This window comes from Nocardioides rubriscoriae (genome assembly GCF_008087085.1).
GTDB lineage: Bacteria > Actinomycetota > Actinomycetes > Propionibacteriales > Nocardioidaceae > Nocardioides > Nocardioides rubriscoriae.
The window spans coordinates 29,490-43,952 of the sequence record NZ_VIYJ01000014.1 but is presented as its reverse complement, the minus strand read 5'-3'; the positions used below and the strand labels follow the sequence as shown (position 1 = coordinate 43,952).

The 14,463-nt window shown below is 72.6% G+C and carries 13 protein-coding genes; 7 read left to right on the top strand and 6 right to left on the bottom strand.

The window, feature by feature from the left end:
- Positions 1 to 9: 9 nt before the first annotated feature.
- Positions 10 to 2,406: a DEAD/DEAH box helicase gene (locus FZC61_RS21235; RefSeq protein WP_211357382.1), complete on the bottom strand. Its 2,397-nt coding sequence runs from the start codon at positions 2,404 to 2,406 to the stop codon at positions 10 to 12.
- Between the two features lie 175 nt (positions 2,407 to 2,581).
- On the opposite strand from FZC61_RS21235, the gene FZC61_RS21230 reads away from it, so the two are divergent.
- From FZC61_RS21230 to FZC61_RS21220, 3 genes are all read left to right on the top strand, one after another.
- Entirely contained in the window at positions 2,582 to 2,920 is a 339-nt protein-coding gene (locus FZC61_RS21230) for an anti-sigma factor antagonist (protein WP_148616215.1), read from the top strand.
- A gap of 218 nt (positions 2,921 to 3,138) precedes the next feature.
- Entirely contained in the window at positions 3,139 to 5,460 is a 2,322-nt protein-coding gene (locus tag FZC61_RS21225; RefSeq protein ID WP_148616214.1) for a sodium-translocating pyrophosphatase, read from the top strand.
- A gap of 67 nt (positions 5,461 to 5,527) precedes the next feature.
- A complete protein-coding gene (locus FZC61_RS21220; RefSeq protein ID WP_148616213.1) occupies positions 5,528 to 6,349 on the top strand; it encodes a metallophosphoesterase family protein in 822 nt (273 codons plus the stop codon).
- Here FZC61_RS21220 and FZC61_RS21215 read toward each other — a convergent pair whose 3' ends face one another.
- Complete coding sequence (locus FZC61_RS21215) at positions 6,350 to 7,348, bottom strand: Ig-like domain repeat protein (RefSeq protein WP_148616211.1); 999 nt, start codon at positions 7,346 to 7,348, stop codon at positions 6,350 to 6,352.
- Positions 7,349 to 7,396: 48 nt separating this feature from the next.
- On the opposite strand from FZC61_RS21215, the gene FZC61_RS21210 reads away from it, so the two are divergent.
- From FZC61_RS21210 to FZC61_RS21200, 3 genes are read left to right on the top strand one after another with little or no spacing between them, the layout of a single operon-like run.
- Complete coding sequence (locus FZC61_RS21210) at positions 7,397 to 8,887, top strand: DUF7059 domain-containing protein (RefSeq protein WP_148616209.1); 1,491 nt, start codon at positions 7,397 to 7,399, stop codon at positions 8,885 to 8,887.
- A 37-nt stretch (positions 8,888 to 8,924) separates the two neighbouring features.
- Positions 8,925 to 9,677, top strand: a complete 753-nt coding sequence (locus FZC61_RS21205; protein ID WP_148616208.1) for a cyclase family protein — start codon at positions 8,925 to 8,927, stop codon at positions 9,675 to 9,677.
- 22 nt (positions 9,678 to 9,699) lie between these two features.
- Entirely contained in the window at positions 9,700 to 10,161 is a 462-nt protein-coding gene (locus FZC61_RS21200) for a DUF2510 domain-containing protein (RefSeq protein WP_148616206.1), read from the top strand.
- Positions 10,162 to 10,192: 31 nt separating this feature from the next.
- Here FZC61_RS21200 and FZC61_RS21195 read toward each other — a convergent pair whose 3' ends face one another.
- From FZC61_RS21195 to FZC61_RS21185, 4 genes are read right to left on the bottom strand one after another with little or no spacing between them, the layout of a single operon-like run.
- On the bottom strand, positions 10,193 to 10,459 hold the full coding sequence (locus tag FZC61_RS21195) for a type II toxin-antitoxin system VapC family toxin (protein WP_246142840.1): 267 nt from the start codon (positions 10,457 to 10,459) through the stop codon (positions 10,193 to 10,195).
- A 9-nt stretch (positions 10,460 to 10,468) separates the two neighbouring features.
- Positions 10,469 to 10,588, bottom strand: a complete 120-nt coding sequence (locus tag FZC61_RS23810) for a type II toxin-antitoxin system VapC family toxin (protein ID WP_246142839.1) — start codon at positions 10,586 to 10,588, stop codon at positions 10,469 to 10,471.
- Positions 10,585 to 10,839, bottom strand: a complete 255-nt coding sequence (locus FZC61_RS21190; RefSeq protein ID WP_170286210.1) for a type II toxin-antitoxin system VapB family antitoxin — start codon at positions 10,837 to 10,839, stop codon at positions 10,585 to 10,587. The genes FZC61_RS23810 and FZC61_RS21190 overlap by 4 nt, the downstream gene beginning before the upstream one ends.
- A 17-nt stretch (positions 10,840 to 10,856) precedes the next feature.
- Entirely contained in the window at positions 10,857 to 11,261 is a 405-nt protein-coding gene (locus FZC61_RS21185; RefSeq protein WP_148616203.1) for a hypothetical protein, read from the bottom strand.
- Positions 11,262 to 11,651: 390 nt separating this feature from the next.
- Between FZC61_RS21185 and topA the strand changes: the two genes are divergently transcribed.
- Positions 11,652 to 14,387, top strand: a complete 2,736-nt coding sequence (topA, locus tag FZC61_RS21180) for a type I DNA topoisomerase (protein ID WP_148616201.1) — start codon at positions 11,652 to 11,654, stop codon at positions 14,385 to 14,387.
- The last annotated feature ends 76 nt before the right edge of the window (positions 14,388 to 14,463 follow it).

Below are 14,463 nucleotides of genomic sequence, written 5' to 3'. Positions count from 1 at the left end.
GCGCGCAGGTTAGCGCGTGGGAGCCTCGTCAGGGTCGTCGTCGGCCTGCGCGAGCAGCACGTCGAGCAGCCGCAGGGCCCCGGGCTTGTCGAGGGGGTTGTTCTGGTTGCCGCACTTGGGTGACTGCACGCACGAGGGGCAGCCGTGCTCGCACTCGCACGATGCGATGGTCTCGCGGGTCGCGCCCAGCCACCGGCGCGCGGCGCGGTAGCCGCGCTCGGCGAAACCGGCCCCGCCCTGCTGGCCGTCGTGGACGAAGACGGTCAACACCCCGGTGTCGGCGTGGCGTGCGGTGGAGACACCGCCGATGTCCCAGCGGTCGCAGGTGGCGACCAGCGGGAGCAGGCCGATCGAGCAGTGCTCGGCGGCGTGGGCGGCCCCGGGGAGGTCGAGGTCGTCGGCGGCCGGCCCGACGAGGCCGGCGTCGACGAGCACGTCGTCGGGCACGGTCCACCACACGGCGGCCGTCGCCAGCGACCGGGCGGGCAGGTCGAGCGGCACCTCGCCCACCACCTCGCCCGACGGCTGGCTGCGCTTGAGGTAGGAGACGACCTGGTGCGACACCTCGACGTCGCCGAACGACAGGCGGCAACGCCCCCACGTGCGGTGCTCGCGCTCGGCCCGGATGGTGATGTCGGTGACCTCGCGGGCGGTGGTCGTGTAGCCCGGGTCGCTGCGCACGATGCTCGCCACGCGCTCGTCGAGGTCGAGCGACTCCACGACCCAGGTGTCGCCCTGGTGGAGGTAGACCGCACCGGTGTGCGCGGTGCCGTGGGCGCGACCGGCGTCGACGGTGCCGACGACGCGTCCGGTGCCGGTCTCGACCAGCGCCACCGCGGCGCCCCCGGTGCTGCGGATGTCGGTGAGGTCGGCGGCGCGACGCCGGTCGGTCCAGAACCAGCCGCGCGCCCGTCGGCGCAGCAGCCCCGCCCGGACCAGCGCCTCGACGACCCGGGCGGCACCGGCCCCGAAGAGGGGCAGGTCGTCCTCGGTGAGCGGACGCTCCTGGGCCGCCGCGCACAGGTGCGGTCCCATCACGTGGGGGTTGTCGGGGTCGAAGACGTGCGCCTCGACCGGTCGGCCCAGCAGCACGTCGGGGTGGTGCACCAGGTAGGTGTCGAGCGGGTCGTCGCGCGCGATCAGCACCCCGAGGGCGTCCTGGGCGCCCCGCCCCGCCCGGCCGACCTGCTGCCAGAGCGCGGCGCGGGTGCCGGGGAACCCCGCGATGATGACGGCGTCGAGCCCGCTCACGTCGATGCCGAGCTCGAGGGCGTTGGTGGCCGCCAGCCCGACCAGGTCGCCGCGGCGCAGCGCCGCCTCGAGGGCGCGGCGCTCCTCGGGCAGGTAGCCCCCGCGGTAGGCCGCGACCCGGCCGGCCAGCCGTGGGTCGACCTCCTCGAGCAGGGCCGCGGCGGTGAGCGCCACCTGCTCGACCCCACGGCGCGAGCGGACGAAGGCCAGCGTGTGCACGTCCTCGGCGACCAGGTCGGCCAGCAGGTCGGCGGCCTCGGACGTCGCGGCGCGCCGGACCGGGGCGCCGTTCTCGCCGGTGAAGGAGGTCAGGGGCGGCTCCCACAGCGCCAGGGTGACCTCGCCGCGGGGCGACCCGTCGTCGGTGACGGCCTCGACGTCGAGGCCCGTGAGCCGCGCGGCGGTGGCGGCGGGCTCGGCGGTCGTGGCCGAGGCGAGGACGAACGTCGGCGTGGCGCCGTACGCCGCGCAGACCCGTCGGAGCCGACGCAGCACGTGGGCGACGTGGGCGCCGAAGACCCCCCGGTAGTGGTGGCACTCGTCGACCACCACGTAGCGCACCGAGCCCAGGAACCCCGCCCACCGCTCGTGGCCGGGGAGGATCGAGCGGTGCAGCATGTCGGGGTTGGTGAGGAGGTACTCGGCGTGGGCCCGCGCCCAGTCGCGCTCGTCGCGGCTGCTGTCGCCGTCGCAGGTGGTGATGCGGGTGTCGAGGTGCAGCGCCAGGAGCGACTCGAGCTGGTCGTGGGCCAGCGCCTTGGTGGGGGAGAGGTAGAGCGTGCTCGCGCCGCGTCGTCCGCGCTCGCGGCGGCCCGCGGCGGCGGCGGTGAGCGCCGGCAGCTGGTAGGCCAGGGACTTGCCGGACGCCGTGCCGGTCGACACCACCACGTGCCGGCCGGCCCAGGCCGCGTCGGCCGCGGCCGCCTGGTGCGACCACGGGCGGGTGATGCCGCGCGCCTCCTGCGCCGCGACGAGCGCCGGATCGACCCAGGCCGGCCAGGGCACGGACTCGGCCGCCCGCGCGGGACGCACGTCGAGGTGGGTGAGCCGGCCCTCGCGACCGGGCACGGAGGCCAACCGGGACACCAGGGCGGCCACCGACTGCCGCCCGACGGCGCCGCTGCCGTGGGAGGTGGCGGCGGCTGCGGTGGACATGCTCGCGATGGTGGCACAACCCGGGGACACGTTCCCGGCGTGCCGCCACCGTGCCATCACTGCTCTGCCACCTCTGTCACCGCTCGGTCGACGTGGCTTCGCCATCGCGTGTGCGCCACCGCGAACCGCATGGTTTGATGTTCCAGCCCTGCTACACCCTCTTCCGGGAGAACACGTGGACCTGAGTCTTGAGACGCGCGACGTCGACGGGCGGACGATCGTCGCCGTCGGCGGCGAGATCGATGTCTACACGGCTCCCAAGCTGCGCGACAAGATCACCGAGCTGGTCGCCGCGGGCACCTACCACCTCGTCGTCGACATGGAGGCGGTCGAGTTCCTCGACTCCACCGGTCTCGGGGTCCTGGTCGGCGGGCTGAAGAAGGTGCGCGCCCACGACGGGTCGCTCAGCCTGGTCTGCAACCAGGACCGGCTGCTCAAGATCTTCCGCATCACCGGGCTGGCGAAGGTCTTCGTCATCCACGAGTCGGCCGAGGCCGCGCTCGCCCAGGCCTGACCCGCCGCTCCACCCCTGGTCCGGTCCACCCCGAAGGGGACCGGCAGCGTCGCGGGCCCGGGTGCGGCCAGGCCACGGGCCACCGGCGTCCGAAGCGTGGTCCACGTCACACCCCCTGTCCTCGTGGGGCTCTCCCGTGCGTAAACTCCGGCTCGTTCCGAACATGACCTGGGTCACATCGACCCGGGCGGCGCACGCCTACCCACGCAGGAGGAAACATGGCCGGGATCGTTCCCGCAGCCGTTGATGGTGTCGATGTCTCTGGCGGCAACCTGGTCCTGGTCATCGTCGTCGCCCTGATCGCACTCGGTGCGCTCGGGATGGCGTTCGTCTTCCGGACCGAGGTGATGTCGGCCCCCGAGGGCACCGACAACATGAAGAACATCGCCCAGGCCGTCCAGGAAGGCGCCGACGCCTACCTCCAGCGGCAGTTCAAGACGCTCGGGGTGTTCGCCGCGGTCGCGTTCTTCGCCCTGCTGGCCCTGCCGGCCGACGAGATGCACGTCCGCATCTTCCGCTCGGTCTTCTTCCTGGTCGGCGCCGGGTTCTCCGCCTCGGTCGGCTACCTCGGCATGTCGCTCGCGGTGCGGGCCAACCTGCGTGTGGCGGCCGCGGCCAACACCGTCGGTCGTGAGCCGGCCATGACCATCGGCCTGCGCACCGGGGCGATGGTCGGCATGCTCACCGTGGGCCTGGGCCTGCTCGGCGCGAGCCTCGTGGTGATCTTCTTCCAGGGCGACGCCCCCGACGTGCTCGAGGGCTTCGGCTTCGGCGCGGCCCTGCTCGCCATGTTCATGCGGGTCGGCGGCGGCATCTTCACCAAGGCCGCAGACGTCGGCGCCGACCTCGTCGGCAAGGTCGAGAACAACATCCCCGAGGACGACCCGCGCAACGCCGCCACGATCGCCGACAACGTCGGCGACAACGTCGGCGACTGCGCCGGCATGGCCGCCGACCTCTTCGAGTCCTACGCCGTGACCCTGGTCGCCGCGCTGATCCTCGGCGCGCAGGCCTTCGGCGACAAGGGTCTGGTCTACCCGCTGCTGATCCCGGCCATCGGCGCGCTCACCGCCGTGCTCGGCGTCTACATCACCAAGCCGACCGCCGGCGTCAACGGCCTGTCGACGATCAACCGCGGCTTCTACATGTCCGCGGGCGTCGGGGCCGTGGCCAGCGTGGTGCTGTCCTTCCTGTACCTGCCCACGAGCTTCTCCGACTTCGGCGAGCTGGGCTCGGCGCTCGACCTGATCTCCAAGGACAACACGCCCGACGGCAACCCGGCCCTGATCGCCTCCATCGCGGTCGTCATCGGCATCGTCCTCGCGGCCGGCATCCTCGCCCTCACCGGCTACTACACCGGCACCGAGTACAAGCCCGTCAAGGACGTCGGCAAGACCTCGCTCACCGGGGCCGCGACCGTCATCCTCTCCGGGCTCTCGGTCGGCTTCGAGTCGGCGGTCTACACCACCCTCGTCCTGGGTGCGGCCGTGTTCAGCGCGTTCCTGCTCGGCACCGGCTCCCTGGCCATCTCGCTGTTCGCTGTCGCGCTCGCCGGGTGCGGCCTGCTGACCACCGTCGGCTCGATCGTCGCGATGGACACCTTCGGCCCCGTCTCCGACAACGCCCAGGGCGTCGCCGAGATGTCGGGCGACGTGTCGCCCGCGGGCGCGCAGATCCTCACCGACCTCGACGCCGTCGGCAACACCACCAAGGCCATCACCAAGGGCATCGCGATCGCCACCGCCGTGCTCGCGGCGACCGCGCTGTTCGGCTCCTACGCCACGACGGTCATCGAGGAGCTCGACATCCTCAACACCGGCAACGCCAAGGAGCTGTTCAGCCTCTTCGTCTTCGACCCCTCCGTCCTCGTCGGGGTGCTGCTCGGCTCGGCCGTCGTGTTCCTGTTCTCCGGCCTGGCCATCAACGCGGTCGCCCGCGCCGCCGGCGCCGTGGTCTACGAGGTGCGGCGCCAGTTCCGTGAGATCCCCGGGATCATGGAGGGCACCGGCCGCCCCGAGTACGGCAAGGTCGTCGACATCGTCACGCGCGACTCCCTGCGCGAGCTGATCACCCCCGGCGTCCTGGCCGTGATGGCGCCCATCGCCGTCGGCTTCGGCCTCGGCTTCACCGCCCTGGCCGGCTTCCTGGCCGGTGCGATCGGCACCGGCACCCTGATGGCGGTGTTCCTCGCCAACGCCGGTGGGGCCTGGGACAACGCCAAGAAGCTCGTCGAGGACGGCGCCCACGGCGGCAAGGGCTCCGAGGCCCACGCCGCCACCGTCATCGGTGACACCGTCGGCGACCCGTTCAAGGACACCGCCGGCCCGGCCATCAACCCGCTGATCAAGGTCATGAACCTGGTGTCGCTGCTCATCGCCAGCGCCGTGGTCTCCCTGAGCATAGGCGAGGACAAGAACGACGCCGCCCGCATCGCCATCGCCCTGGTCGCGGTCGCGATCATCGCGGTCGTCATCGTCGTCTCCAAGCGCCGCGAGTCGGTCATCGGTGACGAGATCCCGGTGGTCGGCACCACCGCCTGACCCGCACCACCACGCTGACCCGTCGCACCTGTGCGGCGGGTCAGCGTCGTCTTGGCAGGATCGGGGCATGTCCCGGGAACAGATCGCGCTCGTGTCCGACGTCCACGGCAACCTCACGGCGCTCGAGGCCGTGCTCGCCGACCTCGACGACCGGGGCATCACCCGGGTCCTCAACCTCGGGGACTACGTCGGCAAGGGCCCACGCGGCCGCGACGTGGTCGCGGTGTGCCGCGAGCGTTGCGAGGTCAACCTCCTCGGCAACTGGGACGACGTCGTCGGCAACCCCGACCAGCACCCCGTCGGTGTCGACGACCCGCTGCGGTGGTGGCGCGACGAGCTCGACGCCGACCAGCTCCCCTGGCTCGCGGGGCTGCCGTTCTGCCACGACCTGCTGATGAGCGGGCGCCGGGTCCGGCTCATGCACGCCAGCGCCGAGACCGTGCACCGACGGGTGCGCTACGTCAAGGACGAGGAGGAGTTCCTGGGGCAGTTCCGCAACACCGACGCCACCCGCTCCGCGGTCGGGGAGACCCCCGAGCCCGACGTCGTGGGCTACGCCGACACCCACGACCCGTTCTACGAGACCCAGCTGCGAGGCCGCACGCTGTTCAACACCGGCAGCGCCGGCAACGCCATGGGCGACCCGACGGCGTCGTACTGCGTGCTCGAGGGCCACCTCGACGAGCCCGACCCGGCGCCGTTCGCCCTGACCTTCGTCCGCGTGCCGTACGACGTGGAGGCCGAGCTGGCGGTCGCGCGCGACCTGGGCGTGCCCGACTACGCGGGCTACGAGTCAGAGCTCAGGCTGGGGCTCTACCGCGGTGCGCGACGCGACTTCGAGGCCGGGGCGTTCACCCTCGACACCGACTACCACGGGGCCGCCCGCTGATCAGCGGGTGACGGTGAGGACCGCCACGCCCGAGGTCGAGGAGCGGTGGGCGGTGTCGCCGGCGTAGCGGGCGGTCAGCCGGTGCTTGCCGACGCCCTGGCGGGCGAGCTGGAAGGTCACGATGCCGTCGGCGGCGGCCGAGACGGTGAAGGAGCGCACGCGACGGGTGCCGTCGAAGATGGTGACGACGCCGGTCGGGGTGAGTCCGGCCCCGCTGCCGAGGACGACCCGCACGCTGGGGGCCTGGGTGCGGCGGACGGTGCTGCGCACCAGGCTCAGCCCGGTGGTGCTCGACGTCTTGGGCACGCGGACGACGTCGGAGACCGCGGCGCCCTTCCCGTAGCCGTAGCGGTCCGCGACGACGACGGCCACCAGCGCGCGGCCGGTGTCGGCGGTGACCGGCGTGTAGGTCGAGGTCGTGGTGCCCTCGATCTTCTCGGCCCCGCGCCCGCTGAACCGGCTGCGGTACCACTGGTAGGTGTAGCTCGGCGCGGGCTCGCCCCACTCGCCGTCGGAGGTGGTCACGGCCTCGCCGACCGCGCCGCTGCCGGTGAGCACCGGGGCGGTCGTGGCGGTGATCGGGTCGCCCAGGGCGGGCTCGACCGCCGCCGAGTCGGAGGTGCCGGGCAGCAGGCCGGAGCCCTGGCCGCTGGCGCGCACCGAGATCATCGTGCCGAAGTCGTCGGAGGTCAGCGTGTAGGTCTGCGCGGTCGCGTCGGCGATGTCGGCGCCGTCGCGCAGCCACTGGTAGGTGGTCGTCACGCCGTCCTGGTCCCAGACCGGCTCGGTGGCGGCGACGACCTCGCCGACCTTCGCGGTGCCGGCGATGGTGGGCGGGGTCGTCGCGGCCGGCTGCGGGCACAGTGGCGGCAGCCCGGGCACGACCACGACGCACGCCGCGGCGTCGGCCGGCCCGGCGGGCACGACGAGCACGGTGGTGGTCAGGGCGGCGACGAGGCCGGCGCGCAGGGAGCGGGCGGCCGGCAGGTGAATCCCCATGGGGGCACAGTAGGTCCGGCCGCCGTCCGACGCAGCGGATCGGCCAGGATGGGCCGGGTGAACCCCTCCACCGCCCCCGTCCTGCGCGAGGCCCTCGTCGCGGCCGACTTCACCTACGACCGCGTCGCCGAGCTGTTGGGGGAGCGAGCGCACGCCGCGCTGGGACGCAACGAGACCGCTCCGGGGCTCGCGCGCACCCGCGGCGGGAGCCCGCTGGAGACGCTGGTGCGGCTGTTCCTGCTGCAGACCACGGTGTCGCTCAGCCAGGCCGAGCGGGCGCTGCCCGGCCTGGTCGACCGGCTCGCCGTCGACGGACTGGTCGAGCGCAGCGTCGGTGAGGTCGCGGCCCGGCTCGACTGCCGGCCCTACTCCACCTCCCACGGCGCCGACGACCTCGACCTGTGGGTCGTCAGCGACCTGACCCCGGGCCTCGACGGAGGTCCCCAGCGCGTCGGCGGCGACCACGTGCTCGGCATCAGCCCGGCCTCGACGTCGCTGGCCCAGCTCACGATCCGCGAGCCGGTCGCCTCCGCCCTCGACCTCGGCGCCGGCTGCGGCGTCCAGGCCCTGCACCTGGCCCACCACGTCGGCCGGGTCGTCGCCACCGACGTCAACGCCCGCGCGCTCGCGCTCACCCGCTTCAACGCCGCGCTCAACGAGGTCGCCGTCGACGTGCGCGACGGCTCGTTCTTCGAGCCCGTGCGCGGCGAGCGGTTCGACCTGGTCGCCACCAACCCGCCGTTCGTCATCTCGCCCGCGCTCTACCGGCACGACGAGCGGCTCGTCTACCGCGACTCCGGGCTGCCCGGCGACCGGGTCGTCGAGGACATCGTCCGGACGGCGCCGCGCCACCTCAACCCCGGTGGCTGGTGCCAGGTGCTGGCCAACTGGGTCATCGAGCGCGACCGACCCTGGGACGAGCGGCTGGCCGGCTGGCTGCCCGAGCGCCACGACGCGCTGGTCGTGCAGCGCGAGGTGCTCGATCCGGCGGCCTACGTCGAGCTGTGGCTCAAGGACGCCGGCCTGCACGGCGGTCCCGACTACCTCACCCGCTACGACACCTGGCTCTCGTGGTTCGACGAGCAGGGCGTCGAGGCCATCGGGTTCGGCTGGATCAACCTGCACGCCGTCGACGCCGACCACCCGCGCACCGAGCTGCTGGCGTGGCCCTACGACGTCGAGCAGCCGATCGCCGCGGCCGTCCACGACTGGGGTCGGGCGGCCCGGGCCGTCGCAGCCGGCATCGGGCCCGACGACCACCTGGCCGCCCGCGCCGACGTCGTGCAGGAGACCCGCGGGCCCGTCGGCGCCGAGGACCCCGAGACGATCGTGCTGCGCCAGCAGGTCGGCTTCCGGCGCGCGCGTACCGCCGACACCGTCGAGGCCGCGCTCGTCGGCGCGTGCGACGGCGACCTGCCCGTGGGTGCGATCCTCGACGCCGTGGCCGAGCTGCTCGGCGCCGACGCCGCCGAGACCCGCGCCACGTACCTCCCGGTGGTCGACGAGCTCGTGGCCGAGGGTTTCCTCACCGTGGCGTGACGGGTCCCGGCCCGCCGCGCGTGCGAGCCTTGGCCGCATGACCGATGCGCACCCGTTGTGGGCCCTCCAGCGCCGCCTGGTGGACGACCACGTCTTCACCGACCTCACCCACGCCTTCCACCCCGGGCAGCCCCACTTCCCGCAGTTCCCCGACGAGGAGCGCACCCAGCCCTTCGACATGGCCGCAGGGGCCGGCTTCAACGTCCACCGCTACACGCTGGTCGGGCAGTGGGGCACCCACGTCGACCCGCCGTCGCACTTCGTCGACGGGGCCAGGACCCTCGACCAGATCCCGGTCGAGCAGATGATCCTGCCGCTGGTGGTGCTCGACATCTCCGAGCGCGTGGCCGTCGACCCCGACGCCGTCCCCACCCTCGCCGACGTGGCGGCGTGGGAGGAGCGCCACGGCCCGATGCCCGAGGGCTGCTTCGTCGCCCTGCGCACCGACTGGTGGAAGCGCTGGCCCGACGCCGAGGCGACGGCCAACCGCGGTGACGACGGCGCGAGCCACGTGCCCGGCTGGTCGCGCGAGGTGCTCGAGCACCTCATCACCCGCGTCGGCGTCGTCGCCGTCGGTCACGAGCAGACCGACACCGACCCCGGCTCGTCGACGTCGGCCGGCGACTACGGTCTAGAGCTGCTGCTGCTCGAGAACGACCTGTGGCAGCTGGAGCTGATGGCCCACCTCGACGAGGTGCCTGAGGCCGGCGCCCTGATCGTCGCGAGCTGGCCCAAGCCCCTGGGGGGCTCGGGCTTCCCCGCTCGCGCGTTCGCGATCCACGCCCGCTGACGGTTGTCCTAGGGTTTGGGCCGTGGCGACTCCAGGCTGGTACCCCGACCCCGCCGGGCGCCCCGGTGCCTTCCGCTTCTGGGACGGGCAGACGTGGGGCTCCGACACGACCGACAACCCGTACGCCGCGGCGCCGGGCTCGGCCCCCGCACCCGCGGTCCCGCCCGCACCGGCCAACCCCTTCGACACCCCGTCGTACCAGTCCTACGCGGCGTACCCCGGCCAGCAGCAGCCGTCCCAGCATCCCGGCCAGTACCCCGCCCAGCCGGGCTGGGGCGTCCAGACCGCTGCGGGCGCACCGGCGGCCCCGGCGGGTCCGCGCAGCACCGCCAGGACCCTCGGGATCGTCGCGCTCGCGGTGGTGATGACCGTCCTGGTCGGTGTCATCACGTTCTTCGTCGCTCGCGCGCTCCTCGACGACGGGTCCGCCGCGGCCATCGACACCTGTTCGTCAGCCTCGTGCCGACCGGCCGTGCAGGACTGATCGCCCAGCAAGCAGACGCGAGCCGACGCGCTCAGGGTGGTGAGAGCGGAGACAGAGCGGGCGTGACGTCGGTGTGGGTCAAGTCGTCGCCCTTGAAGAGCAGGGGCTCGCCGGTCGTCATCGCCAGCGCGTAGGTGATGCAGTCGCCCAGGTTGAGTCGTGCGGGACTGCCCGAGCCCCTGCCGTAACGCGCGTACGCCGCTCGCGCGGCGAGCGCCTGCTCGTGGTCGAACGGCACGACGGTGAACCCGCTGACCGCCTCGTCGAGGTAGGACAACAGTCCTCTCGCCCCCGCCACGATGCTGGCCTAGAGCAACGTGCCGGCAGACACGCGCGGAGCTTCGGCCTCGCCGATCGCTTCGTGCATCACCGGGGCGTCATCCTCGTCGAGCAGGACCGACATCAGGGCCGAGGTGTCGACGATCATCGGGGGAGTCCCGTCTCGTCGTAGAGGTCGTGGTCGCTGCGGATCGTCACGACCTCGGGCTGCGCGACCTGCGCGGCTCTGCGGGTCAGATCGCGCAGCCGGGCCTTGCGCGCCTCGGCCTCGACGTCGCGGCGGGCCAGTGCCTCGGCCAGCGCGTCGCGAACGGCGGCCGTCATCGACGTGCCGCGTTTGTCGGCCAGCTCGGACGCCAGGCGGTAGGCCTCGGGGTCCTTGATGTTGAGCGTCGGCACGAGCGCCATTCTACCGCTCACGGTAGAAACGGGGTCGGGGTCAGTGCCCGCGCCTGGTCGCGCAGCCGCACCAGCCGTGCCCGGGTCGACCGGAGCAGCAGGTCCGGGTGGCCGAGCAGGTCGATCGCGGGCGCCTGCCACGGTCGTAGGGCGTACGGGACCGGGTCGGTGAGGGCCCGGCGTACGGTCTGGCCCGGCGTGGAGAGGCCGCTCGTGCCCAGGCCCAGCCACTGGCTGAGCGCGCCCTGGGTGCACCGGCCGCCGGGCCCCAGGAGCGCGTTGGCCCTGCCGACGGTCCAGCACACACCGGCAGCGAGGTGAGCCGGCGAGTGGAGCCGGACCCGGGGGTCGGACTCCCAGGACCGGACCAGCGCCCGGCGCAGGGCGACCCCGGTCTCGGCGTCGAAGAACCGCGCGGCCACCTCGTCGAGGAGCGCGGCCGCCTCGGTGAGGTGTGCGCGCGCGTCGGGCTCGCCCGGGCTCGGGAGCTCGGTACGGCTGGGGCCGTCGGTCAGCGCCTCGCCGTCGAGGGCGAGGACTCGTCGTCGTAGCCGGGCAAGGAGTAGAACCGAGGGTGCATGACGGGCGCCTCTCCTGGACGGGAGGAGGGCCCGAGAGTGGCACGGTGCGCCGACGGTCCCGCGAGTTCTCCACAGGCTCCGCGACCGCCGGTCCGCGGGTGGGCCGCAGAGAGCCCGCCCCAGCGTCCGCCGGAGCCCGGATGAGCCGGGTGCTGGACAGCACGCGCTACCGTGATCGGCCGTGAGCCCCGGACGGGGCGCACGGGAGCCTGCAAGGAGCACCTGAGTCCAGTGGCACACAAGTTGGTGATCGTCGAGTCCCCGGCGAAGGCCCGCACCATCGGCGGTTACCTCGGCAAGGACTACGTCGTGGAGTCGTCGATCGGGCACATCCGCGACCTCCCCAACAACGCCGCCGACACGCCGGCAGGCATCAAGGACAAGCCGTGGGGCCGGCTCGCGGTCGACGTCGACAACGAGTTCACCCCCTACTACGTCGTGCCGCGCGACAAGAAGTCCCACATCAGCAAGCTCAAGAGCCTGCTCAAGGACGCCGACGAGCTCTTCCTGGCCACCGACGAGGACCGCGAGGGCGAGGCCATCGCGTGGCACCTGCTCGACGAGCTCAAGCCCAAGAAGGGCGTCGAGGTCAAGCGGATGGTGTTCCACGAGATCACCAAGCAGGCGATCCTCGACGCCGCCGCCAACCCGCGCGAGATCGCGATGGACCTCGTCGAGGCCCAGGAGACCCGCCGCATCCTCGACCGTCTCTACGGCTACGAGGTCAGCCCGGTGCTGTGGAAGAAGGTCATGTCCGGCCTGTCCGCGGGCCGCGTGCAGTCGGTGGCGACCCGGCTGGTCGTCGACAAGGAGCGCCAGCGGATGGCGTTCAAGGTCGCGTCCTACTGGGACCTCGAGGGCACCTTCGACGCGGGCAGCAAGCACGAGCAGCGGATGTTCCCGGCCAAGCTCCACAGCCTCGACGGCGTCCGCGTCGCGACCGGCGCCAGCTTCGGCCCCGACGGCCAGCTGAAGGCCGGCTCGTCGCAGCAGGCCGTCCACCTCGACCGCACCCGCGCCGAGGCGCTGGTCACCGCACTGGCCGACACGACGTTCGACGTCCGCTCGGTCGAGGCCAAGCCCTACCGTCGCTCGCCCTACGCGCCGTTCCGTACGACGACCCTGCAGCAGGAGGCCGGGCGCAAGCTCGGCATGAGCGCGTCGGTGACCATGTCGGTCGCCCAGCGTCTCTACGAGAACGGCTACATCACCTACATGCGCACCGACTCCACGACCCTGTCGACCGGTGCGATCAACGCCGCCCGCTCGCAGGCCCGTGAGCTGTACGGCGCCGAGTACGTCCCCGACGCCCCGCGGTCCTACACCTCGAAGGTCAAGAACGCCCAGGAGGCGCACGAGGCGATCCGCCCGGCCGGCGAGACCTTCCGCACCCCCGCGCAGACCGGGCTGACCGGCGACCAGTTCCGGCTCTACGAGCTGATCTGGATGCGCACGGTGGCCTCGCAGATGAAGGACGCCACCGGCCAGTCGGTCTCGATCCGCGTCGGCGGCGCCGCCTCGACCGGCGAGGACGTCGTCTTCGCCGCGTCGGGTCGCGTGATCACCTTCCACGGCTTCCTCAAGGCCTACGTCGAGGGCACCGACGACGACGGCGCCAAGGACGACCAGGAGTCGCGGCTGCCCAACCTCGCCGAGGGCGACACCGTCACCGCGGCGTCGTTGAGCGCCAACGGCCACGAGACCAAGCCCCCCGCGCGCTACACCGAGGCCACGCTGATCAAGGAGCTCGAGGAGCGCGAGATCGGCCGCCCCTCGACGTACGCCTCGATCATCGGCACGATCCTCAACCGCGGCTACGTCTACAAGAAGGGCACCGCGCTGGTGCCGGCCTGGCTGGCGTTCTCGGTGATCCGGCTGATGGAGGAGCACTTCCCGCGCCACGTGTCCTACGAGTTCACCGCCGCCATGGAGGACGTGCTCGACGAGATCGCCGGCGGCCGCAAGAGCCGCGTCGAGGAGCTCACCGAGTTCTACTACGGCTCCGACTCCGTGCCGGGCCTGCACGCGCTGGTCAACGGGCTGGGCGACATCGACGCCAAGGAGCTCGCGACGTTCCCCGTGGGCGGTCCCGACTCGGGCATCAACCTGCGCGTCGGTCGCTACGGCCCCTACCTCGAGGGTCCCGACGACGAGGGCAACCCGGTCGGCAAGCGGGCCAACGTGCCCGACGACCTGCCGCCCGACGAGCTGACGCTGGAGAAGGCCGCCGAGCTGTTCGCCAACCCGGCCGGCGAGGAGATCGAGCTCGGCAAGCACCCCGAGACCGGGCTGCGCGTCATCGCCAAGAACGGTCGCTACGGCCCCTACGTCACCGAGGACCTCCCCGAGGACGCCAAGAAGAACGACAAGCCGCGCACCGGCTCGCTGTTCAAGTCGATGTCGCTCGACACCATCACCCTCGACGACGCCGTCAAGCTGCTGTCGCTGCCGCGCGTCGTGGGCGCCGACCCCGAGAGCGGCGAGGAGATCACCGCCCAGAACGGCCGTTACGGGCCCTACCTCAAGAAGGGCACCGACTCGCGGTCGCTGACCACCGAGGAGCAGCTCTTCACCGTCACCCTCGACGAGGCGCTGAAGATCTACGCCCAGCCCAAGCAGCGCGGGCGGGCGGCCGCGGCGCCGCCGCTCAAGGAGCTCGGCAACGACCCCGTCTCCGGGCAGCCGATCGTGGTCAAGTCGGGTCGCTTCGGCGAGTACGTCACCGACGGCGAGTACAACGCGACGCTGCGCAAGGACGACTCGGTGGAGACGATCACCACCGAGCGCGCCGCCGAGCTGCTCGCCGACCGCCGCGAGCGCGGTCCGGCCAAGGGCGCCAAGAAGACGACCAAGAAGGCGCCCGCCAAGAAGGCCCCGGCCAAGAAGACCGCCACGAAGAAGACGGCGGCCAAGAAGACGACCACCAAGAAGACCGCGGCCAAGAAGGCGACGGCCAAGAAGGCCTGAGTCTGCGCCGGCTCCGGGATAGTCCCTGACGAAAATCACGGAATTCGGGCGCGGATCCGTGATCTTCGTCAGGGAC

Bases quoted from the DNA above. Each gene is read 5' to 3' on its own strand.
- FZC61_RS21235 (WP_211357382.1), bottom strand. From the start codon at position 2,406: ATGTCCACCGCAGCCGCCGCCACCTCCCACGGCAGCGGCGCCGTCGGG.
- FZC61_RS23810 (WP_246142839.1), bottom strand. From the start codon at position 10,588: ATGATCGTCGACACCTCGGCCCTGATGTCGGTCCTGCTCGACGAGGAT.
- FZC61_RS21225 (WP_148616214.1), top strand. From the start codon at position 3,139: ATGGCCGGGATCGTTCCCGCAGCCGTTGATGGTGTCGATGTCTCTGGC.
- FZC61_RS21210 (WP_148616209.1), top strand. From the start codon at position 7,397: ATGGGCCGGGTGAACCCCTCCACCGCCCCCGTCCTGCGCGAGGCCCTC.
- FZC61_RS21220 (WP_148616213.1), top strand. From the start codon at position 5,528: ATGTCCCGGGAACAGATCGCGCTCGTGTCCGACGTCCACGGCAACCTC.
- FZC61_RS21205 (WP_148616208.1), top strand. From the start codon at position 8,925: ATGACCGATGCGCACCCGTTGTGGGCCCTCCAGCGCCGCCTGGTGGAC.
- FZC61_RS21215 (WP_148616211.1), bottom strand. From the start codon at position 7,348: ATGGGGATTCACCTGCCGGCCGCCCGCTCCCTGCGCGCCGGCCTCGTC.